The following is an 18,645-nucleotide window of genomic DNA, read 5'->3' as shown; positions in this document are numbered from 1 at the left end:
AACGCAGCCGCCGTGGCGGTCGCGGTGTCGTCGTTCCCTCGTTCCCATGCCCCTCAGGGCAGAGCTGTCCGCGCTGCCCTCTTCCGTTCCCGAGGTCCCCGCCATGTCCGACGTCAACGTCGTCTGCACCAACCTGTCCTTCTCCTGGCCCGACGACACACCTGTCTTCGAGGGCCTGACCTTCTCCGTGGGGGCGGGCCGGACCGGCCTGGTCGCGCCCAACGGCGCCGGCAAGAGCACGCTGCTGCGGCTGCTCGCGGGCGAGTTGGCGCCCACCGGCGGAGCGGTGGCCGTCAACGGCACGCTCGGCTACCTTCCGCAGACCCTCCCCCTGACCGGCGACCTCACGGTGGCCGAGGTGCTCGGCGTCGCCGCGGTGATCCGCGCCCTGGACGCGGTCGAGTCCGGGGACGTGAGCGAGGAGCACTTCACCACCATCGGCGACGACTGGGACGTCGAGGAGCGCACCCGCGCCCAGCTCGACCGGCTCGGTCTGGCCGGCCTCGCGCTCGACCGGACGCTGAGCACCCTCAGCGGCGGCCAGGTGGTCTCGCTGGGTCTGGCCGCGCAGTTGCTGAAGCGGCCCGACGTGCTGCTGCTCGACGAGCCCACCAACAATCTCGATCTCGACGCCCGCCACCAGCTCTACGACGTGCTGGAGGAGTGGAACGGCTGCCTGCTGCTGGTCAGCCACGACCGGGCACTCCTGGACCGCATGGAGCGCATCGCCGAACTCGATCGCGGTGAACTCCGCTTCCACGGCGGCAACTTCACGCAGTTCGAGGAGGCGGTGCGGGCCGAGCAGGAGGTCGCCGAGAAGAACGTGCGCAACGCGGAACAGGAGTTGAAGCGGGAGAAGCGCGAGATGCAGCAGGCCCGCGAGCGCGCCGAGCGCCGAGCGAGCAACGCGGCCCGCAACCTCAAGAGCGCGGGCCTGCCGCGCATCTTCGCCGGCAATATGAAGCGCGGCGCCCAGGAGTCCGCGGGCCGCGCGGGCCAGACGCACGCGGCCCGGGTCGGCGAGGCCCGATCCCGGCTCGACGACGCCGGGCGCGCCCTGCGCGACGAGCAGCGCATCACCCTGGAACTGCCGGACACCGGGGTCCCCGCCGGACGCACCGTCTTCCTCGGCGAGGGGATGCGGGTACGGCTGGGCGACCGGGAGGTCTTCCCGGGGCCGGGCGTCGACCTGACGATCCGCGGCCCGGAGCGCATCGCGCTGACCGGCCCCAACGGCGCGGGCAAGACCACGCTGCTGCGGCTGATCCACGGCGACCTCGGCACCGGGTCCGCCGCCGATGCCCCTGATGCCACCGAAGCCGGCGACGCCACCGGCAGCGCGCACGGAACCGCGGCGGGGCCGGCGTCGGGCGGGGACAGCGGCGGCGAGGGCGGGGACGGCGGGACGATCAGGCGTGCCGACGGGGGGATCGCCTACCTCTCCCAGCGGCTGGACCTGCTCGATCTGGATCGCACGGTGGCCGAGAACTTCGCCGCGTTCGCCCCGCACCGTGCGGAGGCGGACCGGATGAACCTGCTCGCCCGCTTCCTCTTCCGCGGCGCCCGCGCCCACCTGCCCGCCGGGGTGCTCTCCGGCGGCGAGCGGCTGCGCGCCACCCTCGCCTGCGTGCTGTGCGCGGAACCGGCCCCGCAACTGCTGCTCCTGGACGAGCCGACCAACAACCTCGACCTGGTCAGCGCCGGCCAGCTGGAGAGCGCGCTGGCGGCGTACCAGGGCGCCTTCGTGGTCGTCAGCCATGACGAGCGGTTCCTGGCCCGGATCGGCGTGGACCGCTGGCTGCGGCTGGCCGGCGGCGAGTTGACCGAGATCGGCGCACCCGAGGTGTGACCGGCGCCGGGTGGCGGCCCACAACGGACCGTTGTCAAAAGGCAGTCGGCGGCGGAGGCGGGCTCAGGTGCTGAGGTCGAGCCGGTCCGTGACGTGTTCGGCGATGGCCAGGCAGGAAGTGGCGGCGGGCGACGGGGCGTTGCGTACGGCGGTGACCGGTCCCAGCACGGAGATCCGGAAGTCGTCGACCAGGGCGCCCCGTTCGTCCAGGGCCTGCGCGCGGACACCGGCCGGCGCGGGCACGAGGTCGGCGGCGGTCAGGGCGGGCACGTAGCGGGCGGCCTCGGCGGCGAACGCGCGCCGGGACAGCGAGCCGCGCAGCTCGCGCAGGCCGGTCCGCCAGTGCCTGCGGACCAGCCGGCGGGTACCGGGCCAGGCCAGCGCCCGGGCGAGTTCGCGCGGGTGCACGTCCCGGCGCCGGTATCCCTCGCGGGCCAGCGCGAGCACGGCGTTGGGGCCGACGTCGACGGTCCCGTCCACGCGGGGCGTGAGGTGCACGCCGAGGAACGGGTAGGCCGGGTCCGGCACCGGGTACACCAACCCGCGGACCAGACCGGCCCGTTCGGGCCGCAGCCGGTAGTACTCGCCGCGGAAGGCGACGATCGCGGGCGAGGGGCTGTCGCCCGCGAGCCCGGCCACGGTGTCGGACTGGAGCCCCGCGCAGATCACCGCGCCGCGCAGCGCGTACTCCTGCCCGCCGCAGTTCACGGTGGTGCCGCCGCGCGGGCCGGGCCGGATCGCGGTCACCTCGTGGCCGAGCAGCACCCGGCCGCCCGCCGCGGTGATCTCTTCCGCCATCGCGCGGGCCACTCCGCGGAAGTCCACGATCGCGGTGGTCGGGGAGTGCAGCGCGGCCAGCCCCCGCACCTCGGGCTCGATCTCGCGCAGCGCCGCGGGGTCGAGGCGGCGCACGCCGGGCACGCCGTTGGCCCGGGCCCGCTGCTCCAGCACGCCCAGCCGCTCCACCTCGACCGGCGAGCGCGCGACGACCACCTTGCCGATCTCGCGGTAGGGCAGGTCGTGCTCCGCGCAGAAGTCCTTGAGCAGGCCCACCCCGCGCCGGCACAGCGTGGCCTTGAGCGACCCGGGCGGGTAGTACAGGCCGGAGTGGACGACACCGGAGTTGTGCCCCGACTGGTGGACGGCGACGTCGTCCTCCTTGTCGAAGACGACCACCTCCTCGCCGCGCAGCGCGAGCCGGCGGGCCACGGCCAGGCCGATCAGGCCCGCCCCCACCACCCCCACGGGCTTGCTCGCATCCATGGGCGCCCTCCCTTCCTCCGTCGGACCGCCTCCGGCCCTCCGAGCATAGAAGCGGCGCCGGGAGCGGCCGGCCGTCCGGACACGCGGTGGCCTGCCGACCCGGCCGGGTGGGGCTCCTTCCGGGGACGGCGGCCACCGCGCAACCGGGCGGTCCACCGGCCTGGTCATCTCCCTCCGGCGGCGGGTTGCTGCCAGACTGAGGCGATGGAGCCCAGCCACTTCCGTGTCACGCGTGTCCGGCTCAAGCAATACCGCAGCTTCGCCGAAGCAGATGTGCGCCTGGAGGACCTGGTCTTCCTCGTCGGCCCGAACGGCGCGGGGAAGAGCAACTTCCTGGACGCCCTGCGCCTGGTCTCCGAGGGGATCGGCGGGTCGCTGGAGGAGGCGCTGCGCGAGCGGGGCGGCGCGGCGCAGGTGCGGCGCCGGGCGCCCGGTCATCCGGACCGCTTCTCCGTGCGGCTGTCCTTCGAGGGCCCGGGCGGGGAACGCGGCCCCGGTTCCGGCGCCGTCACCGGCACGTACGGCGTGCAGATCGCGGGCAAGGGCGGCAGCGGGTCGTTCCGGATCGTGCGGGAGCGCTGCGAGGTGACCGCCGGCGGGGTGCGGTCGGCGTTCCGGGTGGAGGACGGCGAACTGACCGCCAGTACCGAGCGCAAGGTGCCGGCGCCCGCCCCCGGGCGGCTGCTGCTCGCGGACTTGGGGCGGCACAAGTCGTTCGCCGGGGTGCACGCGGGGCTGGCGGGCTTCCGCGCGTTCAGCCTCGACCCGGCGGCCATGCGGGGGCTCGCGCCACCGCGCGACGGCCGGGCCCTGCTGCGCGACGGCACGAACGCCGGCGCGGTGCTGCACCGCCTCGGGCGGGTCGCCGACGGCGCGGACCGGCGCCGCCTCGACGGCTACCTGCAGCGGATCGTGCCCGGCCTGCGCGGCACCCGCCGCCGGGTGCTGGACGGCGCCGAGACGGTGGAGTTCGCCCAGGACACCGCCGGTGCGGCCCACCCGTGGAAGTTCACCGCGCCGTCGGTGTCGGACGGCACGCTGCGCGCCTTGGGCGTCCTGCTCGCGCTCTTCGCCCCCGCCGGCGGACGCTACGGCCCCGTCGCGATCGAGGAGCCGGAGACAGCCCTCCACCCGGCGGCCGCCGCGGTGGTGAGGGAGGCGCTGCGGGACGCGGCCGACCGGCGCCAGGTCCTGGTCACCAGCCACAGCCCCGACCTGCTCGACCACGAGGAGGTGGACGCCGGAAGCGTGCGCGCGGTCCGCGCGGAGGACGGGCGTTCGGTGATCGGCGTGCTCGACGAGCCGGCCGCGTTCGCGCTGCGCGCCGGGCTCGACACGGCCGGGCACCTGCTGCGCACCGATGGGCTGGTCCCGCGCCCGGCGCTGGCCGCGGACTCCGACGACGCGCCGCGGGCGGCACAGCGCTGACCCCGGCTCCCGCCCGGCGGGCGGGGCCCGCCCGCGTCGGGCCGTCAGGGCATCAGCCCTGCCAACGCACCGCCAGAGCGGGCGGTTTGCGGAAGACGAGGCCGCGCGGCGCGCTCGGCAGATCCGGGTCGAGCCGGAGTCCGGGCAGCCGCTCGAAGCAGGCGCGCAGCGCGGTGCGGGCTTCGAGGCGGGCCAGGTGGGCGCCGACGCAGTAGTGCGGGCCGTGGGCGAACGCCAACTGGAGCCGGGCGTTGGGACGGTGGACGTCGAAGCGGTCCGGGTCGGGGAAGACCCCGGGGTCGCGGTTGGCGCCGGCCAGCGAGACGGTGACCAGGTCGCCCGCGCCGACCCGTACGCCCGCGAGGTCGACGTCGCGGGTGGCGTAGCGGTCAACCACGGCGGCGCCGGGCTCCAGGCGCAGGGACTCCTCGATGGCGTTGTCCAGCAGGTCGGCGTCCGCGAGGAGTCGGGCGGGCAGGCCCAGCTCGCGCAGCACGTGCAGCAGCGCGTTGGCGATCATCGCCTCGGTGGTCTCGATGCCGCCGAAAAGCAACACGGCGGCGTTGGAGGCCAGTTCGGGCGGGCCGAGGCGGCCGTCGGCGGCGGCGCGGACCAGGAGCGAGTCGGCGTGGCCCGCGTCGAGGGTGCCGGCGACCGCCTCGCGCAGCGCCGCGTACGCCGCCGGGCCCTCGGTCCCCGCGTCGTCGCCGTGGGTCAGCCGGTCGACGGCCCGCACGATCGCGTCGTACCAGGCCAGGATCGCGGCGACGGGGGTGCCGGTCAGACCGAGCACCTCGGCCATCACCACCGCCGCCAGCGGCCCGGCGAAGTCGCGGCGCAACTCGGCGGCGCCCCGCGGCACCAGCCCGTCCAGCAGCCGGTCCGCCTCGCGCCGCACGGTCTCCCCGAACGCCGCGTGCACCGCCCGCGGCTTGAACGGCTCGACGAAGGGCTCGCGGTGCCGCGCGTGCGCGGGCCCGTCCAGGGAGAGCATGCTCGCGCCGACCACCCGCGCGGTGGTGAACCGGGGATCGTCGACGGTGAAGGCGGCCGCGTCGCGCATCACTTCGAGGGCCGTCGCCCGCCCCGTCACCATCCACCCGCCGAGCGCGGGCAGCCACACCACGGGCCCCTGCGCGCGCAGTTCCGCCAGGTGGGCGTGCGGATCGTCGGCGAGTTCGGCAAGGGTGACCATGCCCCGACCCTATGCGCACCTGCCGCGCCGCCCTCAGGGTGCCCCGGCGCCGCCACCTCCGGGGCGGCAGGCGGCGGGCGTCGGGTCAGTAGCCGCGGCGCAGCGTCGTGGCATGCGCGTCCTTGAGGCGGTTGGCACGGCGGCGGCGCTCCTCGGACAGTTCGGCGACGGCGTGGACCACGGCGGAGAGCACCGCCTCGACGGCCGGGTCCGGCAGTTCCGCGGCGAGGTCGGGCGGCAGCGCGGACGGGAGTTCCGGGGGGAGGTGCGGGCGCAGGTCCGGGCGGGCCTCGACCGACGTGTCCGGTGGCGCGGGCTCGGGCCGGTGCCCGGCGACGCCGATGGTGGTGGCGAGGGCGACCAGCACCGGTTCCTCGGCCGCCCAGCGGTGGGCGGCGCGTTGCCGGTCCGCGGAGTCGAGCAGCACCATCCGGCTGCTGCCGAAGACCAGCCAGCGCCGCTCCCGCTGCCGGGCGAGCCGGCCCTCGTCGGTGAGCGCGGCCAGGTACGCCGCGGGCAGCCCGCGGCCCCGGCGCCACAGCCAGTCGTCGACCGTCTCGAACGGCAGGGTGCGGGACATCGCCGTCGCCGCCTCGCCCAGCAGCCGGTCGTCGTGCGGGGAGCGCGGGCCCGGCACGATCCGGCCCCGGTCCACGTCGGCCGCGCCCGCCCTCAGCAGGTCGGCCAGTTCGGCGCCGGCGAGCGCCAGCGAGAGGTCGCCCCGCTCCACGGTCCGGCTGGACGGCATGTCCATGGTGACGGTCAGAAGATCTCGCGCTGTGGTCATGGCAGGCTCCCCGCTGAGGGCACGGCAGCCGGTGTCGGGTGGTCCCTCCGCCGGCTCACCCGGCCGATTATCCCTCCCCGCGGACCGGCCGGGCGCTCGACCCGGCGGTCCCCCGGCCTGCGGCCCGACCCGGCGGCACCGCGGCCGGGCGGGCGTCACGGGATGCCCGGGCGCCCCGCCCGCCGGGGATCTGGCGCCGGACACGGGTCAGGCGCCCGGCGCGGATCAACCGCCGTCCCCGGGCCGCAACGGGATCGTGAAGTCGTCCTCCACCGGCGGATCCACCTCCTGGGCGCGCAGGCCGGTGGCGGCGTAGCAGCGGATCCGGATCGCCTCGGGGCCGACGTCCAGCCGCAGGAAGTTCTTGAAGAAGGGCGGGCTGTAGGTGGCCGAGCCCGGGGAGAGCACCTGCGTGAGGGCGTGCCGGACCGGCAGCCGCACGCGGCGGCGGCGGTGCGGGCGGGTCGCGACGCCCAGCATCGACGCGACGAAGCGGGCGCGCAGCGTGACCTTGCCCTCCGAGTCCGCCGAGGCGCGGACCGGGGTGATGCCGAGCCGGGCCGCGACCACCGCGGCCGCCTGGTCCGGGGTGAGGTCGAACAGCCGGCGCAGCCGCAGCCGGCGGCCGTAGAGCCGGCTGTAGAAGGCGAGCGAGTCGCCGCGCATCGGGTAGCAGCGGAAGTCGTCCTCGGTGACACCGCCGACCCCGACCCGCGGGATGGTGTGGGTGGCGTGCATGAACGCCCCGCCGCCGCCGGAGACGACGTACTCGATCCGGCGGCCGTCCACGTCGACCGGATAGTGCTGGTAGTTGTGGATGTCGCCGCCGATCGCGGCGACGAAGTGGTGCGCGGGGTCGCGGACGATGTCGTCCACCGTCCCGCCGCCACCTATCGCGCACGGGTGGTGCTCGCCGTCGACGTAGATCGGCGAGCCGGTGACCAGGATCTTCGGCCGCGGGCCGCGTGCGACCCGGCGCAGCCACTCCCCCTGCTCCCGGTCGATGTCGCCGAGCAGCCCCGTGTCGATGCCGATGATCCGGATCGGCCCGGCGTCCATCGCCCAGTACGGGCCCGGCTGCGACGCGGCCTGTTCGGGGGCGGAGCGCAGCGTCCTGGCCTCGTCGATGAGCGCGTCGTCGGGGGTGTCGGGCCGGGCCCACAGCAGGCCGCGCCACCAGGCGCGCGACAGCGGCCGGGGCCGGGCGGCGGGCGGCAGGGCGGGGGCGCGGCAGAAGACCCGCATGAAGCCGGTCAGGCCGTCGTACCAGTCGTGGTTGCCGGGTATCGCGTAGATCGGCGCGGCGTAGTCGCGGTAGGGGCGGAAGAACTTCGTGGGGTACTCGTTGCCGCTGCCGACCGGGTACAGCACATCGCTGCACACCACCGCGAAGCGGGTGCCGGCACCGGCCTCGAGCAATCCGGGCACCACCGCGTACTGCGGGCCGTCGCCCTCGCCGGTGTCGCCGAGCAGCATGAAGGAGAAGGTGTCCGGGTCGGTGCGGGTGATCACCAGGTCCTCTTCGGCGTCCCCGCGCGCGACCTGGGCCCGGACCCAGCGCTGCCGGTCGGTGCCGGTGGGGTCGCCGAACATCGAGGCGAGCGGGCCGTTGCGGGCCCGCCACAGGGTGGACGGGTCCAGCCACGACAGCTTGACGACCTTGGGCGGCATCAACTCCCGGTAGGCGCCGGGTTCCTGATCCTGCCAGCCGGCACCGGCCAGCGATTCACGCGAGGAGGCGGACATCGACGCAGAGTAACAACTGTGGCCCCCGGCCGTCGCCTCAACTCCGGCTCCACGCCCGGCCCGTACCACCCGGCGGGTCCGGGTGCGGCGTCAACGGCGCGTCAAGATTCCGGGCTCCGGTGCCAGGAAAACGTCAACGATCTGGCCGCGGGCCACCCCGTCGGCTTGCGTGGGGACGATGATCCCGGCAACCAGCCTGACCGGGCCCGATGCCCGCTGCCCGGCACCTGGAGACGTGTCCATGCCCGACGCCACGGACGGCCGGCTGCCGTCACCCACCCCGTCCGACCTCTGGGAACGGGAACGGCGGCAGGGCCGCCGCGGAGTGCTGAAAGTGTTCCTCGGCGCGGCGCCCGGCGTCGGCAAGACCTACCGGATGCTGGACGAGGGCCACCGCCGCGCCGAGCGCGGCACGGACGTGGTGGTCGCGCTGGTGGAGTGCCACCGCAGGCGGCACACCCTGGCGCTGGTCGACGGCCTCGAAGTGGTGCCCCGGCTGGAGCGGGAGTACCGCGGCACCGTGGTCAGCGAGATGGACCTGGAGGCGGTGCTCGCCCGCCGCCCCGAGGTCGCGCTGGTGGACGAGTTGCCGCACTCCAACCCGCCCGGCATGCGCAACGCCAAGCGCTGGCAGGACGTGGAGACGCTGCTCGCCGCGGGTATCGACGTGGTCACCACCGTCAACATCCAGCACCTGGAGTCCGTCAACGACGTGGTCGAGAAGATCACGGAGGTGCCGCAGCGCGAGACCGTACCCGACGAGATGGTGCGGCGCGCCGACCAGATCGAGCTGGTGGACATGCCGGCGGAGGCCCTGCGCCGCCGGATGGCGCACGGCAACGTCTACAGCGCGGAGAAGGTCGACGCGGCCCTCGCCAACTACTTCCGGATCGGCAACCTGACCGCGCTGCGGGAGCTGGCACTGCTGTGGGTGGCCGGGCGGGTCGACGAGGCGCTGCACCGCTACCGCAGCGAGCACGGCATAGGGCGGGTCTGGGAGACCAAGGAACGCGTGGTGGTGGCGCTGACCGGCGGCCCGGAGGGCGAGACGCTGATCCGCCGGGCGGCCCGGATCGCCGACCGGTCCGCCGGCGGGGGTTCGCCCGGCATCGACGGCGGCCGGGACCTGCTCGCGGTGCACGTGGCGCGCAGCGACGGGCTCGCGGTGGGCGCGTCGCCGGCCGCGCTGGCCCGGCAGCGGCAGCTCGTGGAGAGCCTGGGCGGCAGCTACCACTCGGTGGTCGGCGACGACGTGTCCGGCGCGCTGCTGGAGTTCGCCCGCGGGGTGGGCGCGACCCAGCTGGTGCTGGGCACCAGCAGCCGCCGGCGGTGGGAGCGGCTGCTGACCGGGCGGGGCATCGGCGAGACCACGGTGGGCAGTTCGGCCGACATCGACGTGCACATGGTCACGCACGAGCGGGCCGGGCACGGCCGGCTGCTGCCGTCGCGGCGCCGCACGCTCACCACGTGGCGGCTGGTCGCCGGCCCGGTGAGCGGGCTGGTGCTGCCGGTGGCGCTCACCGCGGTGCTCGCCAACAGCCGCGGCAGCCTCAACCTGACCAGCGAGGCGCTGCTGTTCCTGCTCGCGGTGGTCGGTGTCGCGTGCTTCGGCGGGGTGGTCTCCGCGGTGGTGGCGTCGGTGACGGCGTCGCTGCTGCTGAACTACTACTTCATCCCGCCGGTCGGGAAGTTCACCATTGCCGAGCCCAACAACATCCTGGCGCTGGCGGTGTTCGTGGTCGTGGCCGGCACGGTGGCGGCCGTCGTGGACCGCTCGCTCCGGCTGTCCCGGCGCGCGGCCCGGGCCACCGCCGAGGCCGAGACGCTGTCGTCCCTGGCGGGCAGCATCGTCCGGGGCGGCGACGCGCTGCCGGCGCTGCTGGACCGGGCGCGGGAGACGTTCGGCATGGACAGCGCGGAGCTGGTCGCGGCGGATCCGGGTCCGCCGGAACCGGGCGCCGCCTCCGATGCCGGCCCCGAAGGCCCCGAAGGCCCCGGCGGGACGAGCGAGGTCCGGGTGCCGGCGGGCGACGGGATGGTGCTGGTGCTGCGCGGCCGTTCGCTGTCCGCGTCGGACCAGCGGGTGCTGGCCGCGTTCGCCGCGCACGTCTCGGGGGCCGCCGAGCGGGCCAGGCTCGCCGAGGTCGCCGCCGAGGTGGAGCCGGTGAAGGCGGCCGACCGGATGCGCACCGCGCTGCTGGCCGCGGTCAGCCACGACCTGCGCACCCCGCTGGCGGTGGGCTGGGCCGCGGTCAGCTCGCTGCGCAGCCAGGACGTGGAGTTCTCCGCCGAGGACCGCGAGGAGCTGCTGGCCACCGCGGAGGAGTCGCTGGCGCGGCTGAGCCGGCTGGTGGACAACCTACTGGACATGAGCAGGCTCCAGGCGGGCGCCCTGCGGCTGCGGCTGCGGGCCACCGCGCTGGAGGAGGTGCTGCCCGCCGCGCTGGAGTCGCTGCCCGCGGACGCCCCCGGCATCGACACCCACGGCCTGGAGCGGGCCCCGGCCGTGCTGGCCGATCCGCCGCTGCTGGAGCGGATCATCGCCAACCTCCTGGCCAACGCGGTACGGCACGCGCCGGCCCAGCACCCGGTGGTGCTGACCGCGAGCGCCCTGGGCGACCGGGTGGAGCTGCGGGTGGTCGACCGCGGCCCGGGCCTGCCCGAGCGGGACCGGGAGCGCGCCTTCGAGCCCTTCCAGCGGATGGGCGACCACGACAACGGCACCGGCCTCGGTCTCGGCCTGGCGCTGGCCCGCGGCCTGACCGAGGCGATGCACGGCTCGCTGACCCCCGAGGACACCCCGGGCGGCGGCCTGACGATGGTGCTCTCGCTGCCCTCGGCGGGGCCGGAACCGGGCCCGGTGCCCGAGCCCGACCCGTCCCGGTCGGAGCTCTACCAGTAGCCGTCCGCCCTGCGGGTCATCACGCCCCGGTCACGGGCGTCAAGACACCGTCAAGGCCGCAGGTGGGCGCGTCAGGAAGGCGCTAACGCGGGCCGCCGGTCGGGTGGCGGCGGGATTCAGTAGGGGGGCCGACCGGTGAACCGGTCGGCGTCGCCCACCTGCCCCACCACGGCAGGCGGGCGGTTCCGTCCCTCATCGAATGACTTCCCGGGGTGCCTTCGCATGCCAGACCTTCTATTCATTCTCCTGAGCGTCGTCGTCTTCGCCGTCATCGGCCTGGTGGCCAAGGGGGTGGAGCGGCTGTGAGCGTGGAGAACGTCGTCGGACTCGTCGTCGCGGTGGCCCTGGTCGGATACCTGGTGCTGGCCCTGATCCACCCGGAGAAGTTCTAGTGAACGACACCCTTGCGGGCTGGCTGCAGATCCTCGCGCTGCTCGCCGTACTCGCCCTGTCCTACCGGCCGCTGGGCGACTACATGGCCCACATCCTCACCTCGCCGCGGCACTGGAAGGTGGAGAAGTTCCTCTACCGGGCCGGCGGGGTGGACGGTGACGCCGACCAGCGCTGGCCGGTCTACCTGCGCAGCGTGCTGGCGTTCTCCGCGATGTCCGTGCTGTTCCTGTACGGGCTCCAGCGGCTGCAGAACCACCTGCCGCTGGCCGAAGGGATGGCGGCGGTCAACCCGGCGACGTCCTTCAACACCGCCGTGTCCTTCGTCACCAACACCAACTGGCAGTCGTACTCCGGTGAGTCGACCATGGGCCACCTGGTGCAGATGGCGGGTCTGGCGGTGCAGAACTTCGTGTCGGCCGCCGTGGGCATCGCGGTCGTCGCCGCCCTGATCCGCGGCTTCACCCGCAGGCGCACCGACCGGGTCGGCAACTTCTGGGTGGACCTGACCCGGATCGTGCTGCGGCTGCTGCTCCCGATGGCCTTCGTCTTCGCGATCATCCTGGTCGCGTGCGGCGCCATCCAGAACTTCCACGGCGTCCACTCCATCTCCACGATCGTCGGCGACCACCAGAGCATCACCGGCGGTCCGGTCGCCTCGCAGGAGACCATCAAGGAACTCGGCACCAACGGCGGCGGGTTCTACAACGCCAACTCCGCGCACCCCTTCGAGAACCCCAACGCCTTCACCAACATCGTCGAGATCTACCTGCTGCTGGTGATCTCCGCCTGCCTGCCGCGCACCTTCGGCACGATGGTCGGCGACAAGCGCCAGGGCTACGCGATCCTCGCGGTGATGGCGCTGATCTGGGCCGCCTCGGTGGCGATCATCACCGTCAACGAGCTGCACAGCTACCACAGCGCGGCGGGCCACGCGGCCGGCGGCATGCTGGAGGGCAAGGAACAGCGGATCGGGGTCTGGGGGTCGGCGCTGTTCGCGGCGTCGACCACGCTCACCTCGACCGGAGCCGTCAACTCCTTCCACGACTCGTTCACGCCGCTGGGCGGCGGCACGACCATCTTCAACATGATGCTGGGCGAGATCGCGCCCGGCGGTACCGGCTCCGGCCTGTACGGCATGCTCATCCTGGCCATCATCACGGTCTTCGTGGCCGGTCTGATGGTCGGCCGCACCCCGGAGTACCTGGGCAAGAAGCTCGGCGGCCGGGAGATGAAGTTCGCCTCGCTGTACATCCTCACCACCCCCGCGGTGGTGCTGGTCGGCGCGGGCATCGCGATGGCGCTGCCCGGCGAGCGGGCGAACATGCTCAACACCGGCGCGCACGGCTTCTCCGAGGTGCTGTACGCCTTCACCTCGGCCGCCAACAACAACGGCTCCGCGTTCGCCGGTATCACCGTGACCTCGAACTGGTGGAACACCGCGCTGGGCCTGGCCATGCTCATCGGCCGCTTCCTGCCCATGGTGTTCATCCTGGCGCTGGCCGGCTCGCTCGGTAAGCAGCAACCGGTGCCGGCGACCGCGGGCACCCTGCCCACCCACCGGCCGCAGTTCGTCGGCCTGCTGACCGCGGTGGTCATCATCGTCGTCGGTCTCACGTACTTCCCCGCGCTCGCGCTGGGGCCGCTTGCGGAAGGTCTCCACTGATGTCGTCCGTGACCACCCTCGAACCCCCCGTATCGCCGGGGGCGACCCCGGAGCCGCCCGAGCGGCACCGGGTCTCCGGCGGGATGCTCGATCCGAAGCAACTGCTCGTCTCGCTTCCTGACGCGTGCCGGAAGCTCGACCCCCGCACCATGGTCCGCAACCCGGTCATGTTCGTGGTCGAGGTCGGCTCGGTACTGACCACGCTGTCCGCGATCAAGGACCCGAGCGTCTTCGCCTGGGTGATCGCCGTCTGGCTGTGGCTGACCGTGATCTTCGCCAACCTGTCCGAGGCCGTGGCCGAGGGCCGCGGCAAGGCGCAGGCCGAGACGCTGCGCCGGACCAAGACCGACACCGTCGCGCGGCGGCTGGTCGACTGGCGGCACGGCGCCGCGAACCCGCGCGAGGAGTCGGCGCCGGCCGCCGAACTCCGGCTCGGCGACCACGTGGTGGTCGAGGCCGGGCAGATCATCCCCGGCGACGGCGACGTCGTCGAGGGCGTCGCCTCGGTCGACGAGTCGGCGATCACCGGCGAGTCCGCACCGGTCATCCGCGAGTCCGGCGGCGACCGTTCCGCGGTCACCGGCGGTACGACGGTCCTGTCCGACCGGATCGTCGTGAAGATCACCTCCAAGCCGGGTGAGACCTTCATCGACCGGATGATCGCCCTGGTCGAGGGCGCGGCACGGCAGAAGACGCCGAACGAGATCGCGCTGAACATCCTGCTGGCGTCGATGACCATCATCTTCATGCTGGCCGTGGTGACCCTCCAGCCGTTCGCGATCTACGCGGGCGCCGAGCAGACCATCGTGGTCCTGGTGGCGCTGCTGGTGGCACTGATCCCGACCACGATCGGGGCGCTGCTGTCCGCGATCGGCATCGCGGGCATGGACCGGCTGGTGCAGCGCAACGTGCTGGCCATGTCGGGACGTGCCGTCGAGGCGGCGGGCGACGTCAACACCCTGCTGCTGGACAAGACCGGCACCATCACCCTGGGCAACCGGCAGGCGGCCGAGTTCGTGCCCGCGGGCAAGGTGACCATCGAGGAACTCGCCGACGCCGCCCAGCTGTCGTCGCTGGCCGACGAGACGCCCGAGGGCCGCTCCATCGTGGTCCTGGCCAAGGAGCGGTACGCCCTGCGCGGCCGCGCCGAGGGCGAGTTGCGGGGCGCGCAGTTCGTGCCGTTCACCGCGCAGACCCGGATGAGCGGTGTCGACCTCGTCGAGGACGGCGACCAGCGCAGCCTGCGCAAGGGCGCCGCGACCGCGGTGATGCAGTGGATCCGCGAGAACGGCGGCCACCCCACCGAGGAGATCGGCCCGATGGTCGACGCCATCGCCGGGGCCGGCGGCACCCCGCTGGTCGTCGGTGAGGTGGTCGAGCGCGAGGGGACCAAGGTCGCCACCGTGCTCGGCGTCATCAACCTCAAGGACGTCGTCAAGGCAGGCATGCGGGAGCGGTTCGACGAGCTGCGCCGGATGGGCATCCGCACCGTGATGATCACCGGCGACAACCCGATGACCGCCAAGGCGATCGCGGACGAGGCCGGCGTGGACGACTTCCTCGCCGAGGCCACGCCCGAGGACAAGATGGCCCTGATCCGGCGGGAGCAGGAGGGCGGGAAGCTGGTCGCGATGACCGGCGACGGCACCAACGACGCCCCCGCGCTGGCCCAGGCCGACGTCGGCGTGGCGATGAACACCGGCACCTCGGCCGCCAAGGAGGCCGGGAACATGGTGGACCTCGACTCCAACCCGACCAAGCTGATCGAGATCGTCGAGATCGGCAAGCAACTCCTCATCACCCGCGGCGCGCTGACCACCTTCTCCATCGCCAACGACGTCGCGAAGTACTTCGCGATCATCCCCGCGATGTTCGCCGGCGTGTACCCGGGCCTGCACCACCTCAACATCATGGGCCTGCACAGCCCGACCTCGGCGATCACCTCCGCGATCATCTTCAACGCGCTGATCATCGTGGCCCTGATCCCGCTGGCCCTGCGCGGCGTGCGCTACAAGCCGTCCTCGGCCTCCGCGCTGCTCAGCCGCAACATATGGGTGTACGGCCTGGGCGGGCTGGTCCTGCCGTTCGCCGGCATCAAACTCATCGACCTCGTCGTGCAGTTCATCCCCGGCCTGAACTGAGAAAGGGCAAGTCATCGTGCGTATCGTGCGCAACCATCTGGCCGCCCTGCGAATGCTCCTGGTGTTCACAGTGATCTGCGGCCTGGCCTATCCGCTGCTGGTCACCGGTGTCGCCCAGGCGGCGTTCCCCGGCAAGGCCAACGGCTCGCAGGTGAAGCTGGACGGCAAGACCGTCGGCTCCAGCCTGATCGGGCAGAACTTCAACCTGCCGCTCAAGAAGGGCCAGACGACGCCGTCGCCGGACCCGAAGTGGTTCCAGCCGCGGCCGTCCGCCGGGGGCTACGACCCGACGGCGTCGGGCGCGTCCAACCTGGGTCCCAACGACCCCGGCCTGGTCAAGACGATCAAGGAGCGCCGCGCCGCGGTCGCCGCGTTCGACGGGGTGAACCCGAAGGACGTACCGGCCGACGCGATCACCGCCTCCGGTTCCGGCCTGGACCCGGACATCTCGAAGGCGTACGCCGCCGAGCAGGTCAACCGGGTCGCCAACGCCCGCGACCTGAGCCCGGCGAAGGTGCGCAGCCTCGTCTCGTCGAACACCCACACCCGCGCGGTGGGCTTCCTGGGTGAGCCGTACGTCAACGTGGTCACCCTCAACCTGGCCCTGGCGAAGCTGGGTTGACCATGACGCGCATCCTCGTCGTCGACGACGAACCGCAGATCGTACGGGCCCTGGTGATCAACCTGCGGGCACGCCGCTACGAGGTGGATGCCGCCTACGACGGCACCACCGCCCTGCGGATGGCCGCCGACCGGCACCCGGACGTGGTGCTGCTCGACCTCGGCCTGCCCGACATGGACGGCGTGGACGTCATCGCCGGCATACGGGGCTGGACCCGGGTACCGATCATCGTGTTGTCGGCCCGGCACAGCTCCGACGAGAAGGTGGAGGCGCTGGACGCGGGCGCGGACGACTACGTGACCAAGCCGTTCGCGATGGACGAGCTGCTGGCCCGGCTGCGGGCGGCCGAGCGGCGCCGCTCCGACCAGGAGCAGGAGCCGTCGGCCGCCCGGCTGGAGACGGACGCCTTCACCGTGGACCTGGCCGCCAAGAAGGCCAGCCGGCACGGTGTGGACGTCCGGCTGACCCCCACCGAGTGGCACCTGCTGGAAGCACTGGTCCGCAACCCGGGCCGGCTGGTCAGCCAGAAGCAGCTGCTGCGGGACGTGTGGGGCCCCACCTACCGGACGGAGACCAACTACCTGCGGGTCTACATGGCGCAGCTGCGCCGCAAGCTGGAGGACGACCCCACCCGCCCCCGGCACTTCGTCACCGAGCCCGGGATGGGGTACCGCTTCGAACCGTGACCCCCCGCAGTGACGGCGGCCCCACCCTGGCCTGAAAGCGATCGTCGTGCGATCGCACAGGCCAGGGTGGGGCTCCCGGTTGTTTGGATTATGCGATGCGACAGCAGACTTTCCCCTGGCAGATGCGGAACTATCATCGTGCCCGTGCCCGCGTCCTGCGGCGCGGCAGAGAGGGAGAGTTTTCTGTGACCACACGACGTACGCGACCGGCCCACCCCCACATACGGCGTGCGCCCGGCCTGTGCGCGATCGCCGGCGGCGCCGCGCTGCTCCTCGCGCTCTCCGCGTGTTCCTCCTCCTCGGACACGTCCTCCTCGGACCCGTCGTCGTCGGCCGCGCCGTCCGGCAGCGCGTCGGCCACCGGCGCGCAGAAGAAGGTCTCCGGCACGGTGGTGGTCTTCGCGGCGGCATCGCTGAAGGAGACCTTCACCACGCTCGGCAAGGACTTCCAGCAGGCGTACCCCGGCACCAAGGTCGTCTTCAGCTTCGGCGGCAGCGACCAGCTCGCGGCGAGCATCACCGGCGGTGCACCCGCGGACGTGTTCGCGGCGGCCAGCCCGGCGACGATGAAGACCGTCACCGACAAGGGCGACGCGAGCGGCACGCCCTCGGACTTCGTCCGCAACCAGCTGGAGATCGCCACGCTGCCGGGCAACCCCAAGCACATCAGCAGCCTGAAGGACCTGACCGGGTCCGGCCTGTCGGTGGTGCTGTGCGCCAAGACGGTCCCGTGCGGCGCCGCCGCCCAGACCGCGCTGACCGCCAGCGGCCTCAAGCTGACGCCGAAGTCGTACGAGCAGGACGTGAAGTCCGCGCTGACCAAAGTGGAGCTGAAGGAGGCCGACGCGGCGGTGGTCTACAAGACCGACGTGAACAGCGCCGGCGGCAAGGTGCAGGGCGTCAACTTCCCCGAGTCGGCGAAGGCGATCAACGAGTACCCGATCGCGCCGCTGAAGGGCGCGCCGAACCCGGACGGCGCCGCGGCGTTCATCGCGCTGGTGAAGTCCGCCGAGGGCCAGAAGGTGCTCACCCAGGCGGGCTTCCTGAACCCGTGATCCCCGCACTGAAGAACGCGGACGTCGAGCCGCCGGGGCCGCGCGCCCGGGCTCGGCGCCCGCGCGGCAGGGGCGGCGCCGTCCCGCTGCCCCTGCTGCTGCCCGCCGTGGTCGGCCTGGCCTTCCTGCTGGTGCCGCTGCTGGCGCTGCTGATCCGGGCCCCCTGGCGGGGCATGCCCGACCTGCTGACCAGTTCCGCGGTGTGGCAGGCGCTGCGCCTGTCGCTGGAGACGGCGACCTCCGCGACGGCCGTGGCCCTGGTGCTCGGGGTGCCGCTGGCCTGGCTGCTGGCCAGGACCCGCTTCCCCGGCCGCCGGATCGTCCGCGCCCTGGTGACCCTGCCCCTGGTGCTGCCGCCGGTGGTCGGCGGGGTGGCGCTGCTGCTGGCGCTCGGCCGCAACGGGGTCGTCGGGAAGTGGCTCGACTCGTGGTTCGGGATCACCCTGCCCTTCACCACGGCCGGGGTGGTCGTCGCCGAGGCGTTCGTGGCGATGCCGTTCCTCGTGATCAGCGTCGAGGGCACGCTGCGCGCCGCCGACAGCAGGTACGAGGAGGCGGCGGCGACGCTGGGCGCCTCCCGGTTCACCGCCTTCCGCCGGGTCACCCTGCCGATGATCGCGCCCGGGGTGGCGGCGGGCGCCGTGCTCGCCTGGGCGCGTGCGCTCGGCGAGTTCGGGGCGACGATCACCTTCGCCGGCAGCTTCCCCGGCCGCACCCAGACCATGCCGCTGTCGGTCTACCTCGCGCTCCAGGACGACCCGGACGCTGCGGTCGCGCTGAGCCTGGTACTGCTGGCGGTCTCCATCACGGTCCTCGCCGGGCTGCGCGACCGCTGGACGGGGGCGGGCGCGGTATGAGCGGGGGCGATCCCGGCACCGAGGCGGGCACGGGTACGGGCGCGGGTACGGGCGCGCG

The 18,645-nt window shown here is 73.5% G+C and carries 14 protein-coding genes; 10 read left to right on the top strand and 4 right to left on the bottom strand.

From position 1 onward, the window contains the following. The first annotated feature begins 103 nt into the window (after nucleotides 1-103). A complete protein-coding gene (locus C4U44_RS08310; RefSeq protein WP_103885005.1) occupies nucleotides 104-1,849 on the top strand; it encodes an ABC-F family ATP-binding cassette domain-containing protein in 1,746 nt (581 codons plus the stop codon). A gap of 63 nt (nucleotides 1,850-1,912) precedes the next feature. Here the strand turns inward: C4U44_RS08310 and lhgO are convergent, their stop codons facing one another. Beyond that, nucleotides 1,913-3,112 (bottom strand): L-2-hydroxyglutarate oxidase, encoded by a 1,200-nt coding sequence (gene lhgO / locus C4U44_RS08305; protein ID WP_103885004.1) that lies wholly within the window; start codon nucleotides 3,110-3,112, stop codon nucleotides 1,913-1,915. 204 nt (nucleotides 3,113-3,316) lie between these two features. Here lhgO and C4U44_RS08300 point away from each other — a divergent pair, with 204 nt between their 5' ends. Further along, complete coding sequence (locus C4U44_RS08300; RefSeq protein WP_103885003.1) at nucleotides 3,317-4,540, top strand: AAA family ATPase; 1,224 nt, start codon at nucleotides 3,317-3,319, stop codon at nucleotides 4,538-4,540. A 52-nt stretch (nucleotides 4,541-4,592) separates the two neighbouring features. Here the strand turns inward: C4U44_RS08300 and C4U44_RS08295 are convergent, their stop codons facing one another. The 3 genes from C4U44_RS08295 to C4U44_RS08285 form a co-directional block, all read right to left on the bottom strand. Beyond that, on the bottom strand, nucleotides 4,593-5,735 hold the full coding sequence (locus C4U44_RS08295) for a cytochrome P450 (protein WP_103885002.1): 1,143 nt from the start codon (nucleotides 5,733-5,735) through the stop codon (nucleotides 4,593-4,595). An 85-nt stretch (nucleotides 5,736-5,820) separates the two neighbouring features. Then, nucleotides 5,821-6,522 carry a GOLPH3/VPS74 family protein gene (locus tag C4U44_RS08290; RefSeq protein WP_103885001.1) on the bottom strand — a complete coding sequence of 234 codons (702 nt, stop codon included), beginning with the start codon at nucleotides 6,520-6,522 and terminating at the stop codon, nucleotides 5,821-5,823. A 225-nt stretch (nucleotides 6,523-6,747) separates the two neighbouring features. Beyond that, a complete protein-coding gene (locus tag C4U44_RS08285) occupies nucleotides 6,748-8,268 on the bottom strand; it encodes a metallophosphoesterase family protein (protein ID WP_103885000.1) in 1,521 nt (506 codons plus the stop codon). A 241-nt stretch (nucleotides 8,269-8,509) separates the two neighbouring features. Here C4U44_RS08285 and C4U44_RS08280 point away from each other — a divergent pair, with 241 nt between their 5' ends. From C4U44_RS08280 to C4U44_RS08245, 8 genes are all read left to right on the top strand, one after another. After that, nucleotides 8,510-11,170, top strand: a complete 2,661-nt coding sequence (locus C4U44_RS08280; RefSeq protein ID WP_103884999.1) for a sensor histidine kinase — start codon at nucleotides 8,510-8,512, stop codon at nucleotides 11,168-11,170. A gap of 302 nt (nucleotides 11,171-11,472) precedes the next feature. After that, nucleotides 11,473-11,562 (top strand): K(+)-transporting ATPase subunit F, encoded by a 90-nt coding sequence (kdpF, locus tag C4U44_RS08275; protein WP_103884998.1) that lies wholly within the window; start codon nucleotides 11,473-11,475, stop codon nucleotides 11,560-11,562. Next, nucleotides 11,562-13,226 (top strand): potassium-transporting ATPase subunit KdpA, encoded by a 1,665-nt coding sequence (gene kdpA, locus C4U44_RS08270; RefSeq protein WP_103884997.1) that lies wholly within the window; start codon nucleotides 11,562-11,564, stop codon nucleotides 13,224-13,226. Before kdpF ends, kdpA begins: the two co-directional genes overlap by 1 nt. Beyond that, nucleotides 13,226-15,367 (top strand): potassium-transporting ATPase subunit KdpB, encoded by a 2,142-nt coding sequence (gene kdpB, locus C4U44_RS08265; protein ID WP_103884996.1) that lies wholly within the window; start codon nucleotides 13,226-13,228, stop codon nucleotides 15,365-15,367. The genes kdpA and kdpB overlap by 1 nt, the downstream gene beginning before the upstream one ends. Nucleotides 15,368-15,392: 25 nt before the next feature. Beyond that, on the top strand, nucleotides 15,393-15,989 hold the full coding sequence (gene kdpC / locus C4U44_RS08260) for a potassium-transporting ATPase subunit KdpC (protein WP_265737313.1): 597 nt from the start codon (nucleotides 15,393-15,395) through the stop codon (nucleotides 15,987-15,989). Nucleotides 15,990-15,991: 2 nt separating this feature from the next. After that, nucleotides 15,992-16,675, top strand: a complete 684-nt coding sequence (locus C4U44_RS08255; RefSeq protein ID WP_103884994.1) for a response regulator — start codon at nucleotides 15,992-15,994, stop codon at nucleotides 16,673-16,675. Nucleotides 16,676-16,860: 185 nt separating this feature from the next. Continuing rightward, on the top strand, nucleotides 16,861-17,730 hold the full coding sequence (gene modA, locus C4U44_RS08250; protein ID WP_407642804.1) for a molybdate ABC transporter substrate-binding protein: 870 nt from the start codon (nucleotides 16,861-16,863) through the stop codon (nucleotides 17,728-17,730). Beyond that, nucleotides 17,727-18,587 (top strand): ABC transporter permease, encoded by an 861-nt coding sequence (locus C4U44_RS08245; protein WP_407642803.1) that lies wholly within the window; start codon nucleotides 17,727-17,729, stop codon nucleotides 18,585-18,587. The genes modA and C4U44_RS08245 overlap by 4 nt, the downstream gene beginning before the upstream one ends. Nucleotides 18,588-18,645: the final 58 nt, after the last annotated feature.

Source organism: Actinacidiphila yanglinensis (assembly GCF_900107965.1).
Classification (GTDB): domain Bacteria; phylum Actinomycetota; class Actinomycetes; order Streptomycetales; family Streptomycetaceae; genus Actinacidiphila; species Actinacidiphila yanglinensis.
The sequence above is the reverse complement of the archived record's forward strand: the minus strand, read 5'-3'. Positions and strand labels throughout refer to the sequence as shown.

What these genes read in the sequence shown, in the direction of transcription:
- C4U44_RS08310 (WP_103885005.1), top strand. Translation starts at nt 104, where the DNA reads ATGTCCGACGTCAACGTCGTCTGCACCAACCTGTCCTTCTCCTGGCCC.
- lhgO (WP_103885004.1), bottom strand. Translation starts at nt 3,112, where the DNA reads ATGGATGCGAGCAAGCCCGTGGGGGTGGTGGGGGCGGGCCTGATCGGC.
- C4U44_RS08300 (WP_103885003.1), top strand. Translation starts at nt 3,317, where the DNA reads ATGGAGCCCAGCCACTTCCGTGTCACGCGTGTCCGGCTCAAGCAATAC.
- C4U44_RS08295 (WP_103885002.1), bottom strand. Translation starts at nt 5,735, where the DNA reads ATGGTCACCCTTGCCGAACTCGCCGACGATCCGCACGCCCACCTGGCG.
- C4U44_RS08290 (WP_103885001.1), bottom strand. Translation starts at nt 6,522, where the DNA reads ATGACCACAGCGCGAGATCTTCTGACCGTCACCATGGACATGCCGTCC.
- C4U44_RS08285 (WP_103885000.1), bottom strand. Translation starts at nt 8,268, where the DNA reads ATGTCCGCCTCCTCGCGTGAATCGCTGGCCGGTGCCGGCTGGCAGGAT.
- C4U44_RS08280 (WP_103884999.1), top strand. Translation starts at nt 8,510, where the DNA reads ATGCCCGACGCCACGGACGGCCGGCTGCCGTCACCCACCCCGTCCGAC.
- kdpB (WP_103884996.1), top strand. Translation starts at nt 13,226, where the DNA reads ATGTCGTCCGTGACCACCCTCGAACCCCCCGTATCGCCGGGGGCGACC.
- C4U44_RS08255 (WP_103884994.1), top strand. Translation starts at nt 15,992, where the DNA reads ATGACGCGCATCCTCGTCGTCGACGACGAACCGCAGATCGTACGGGCC.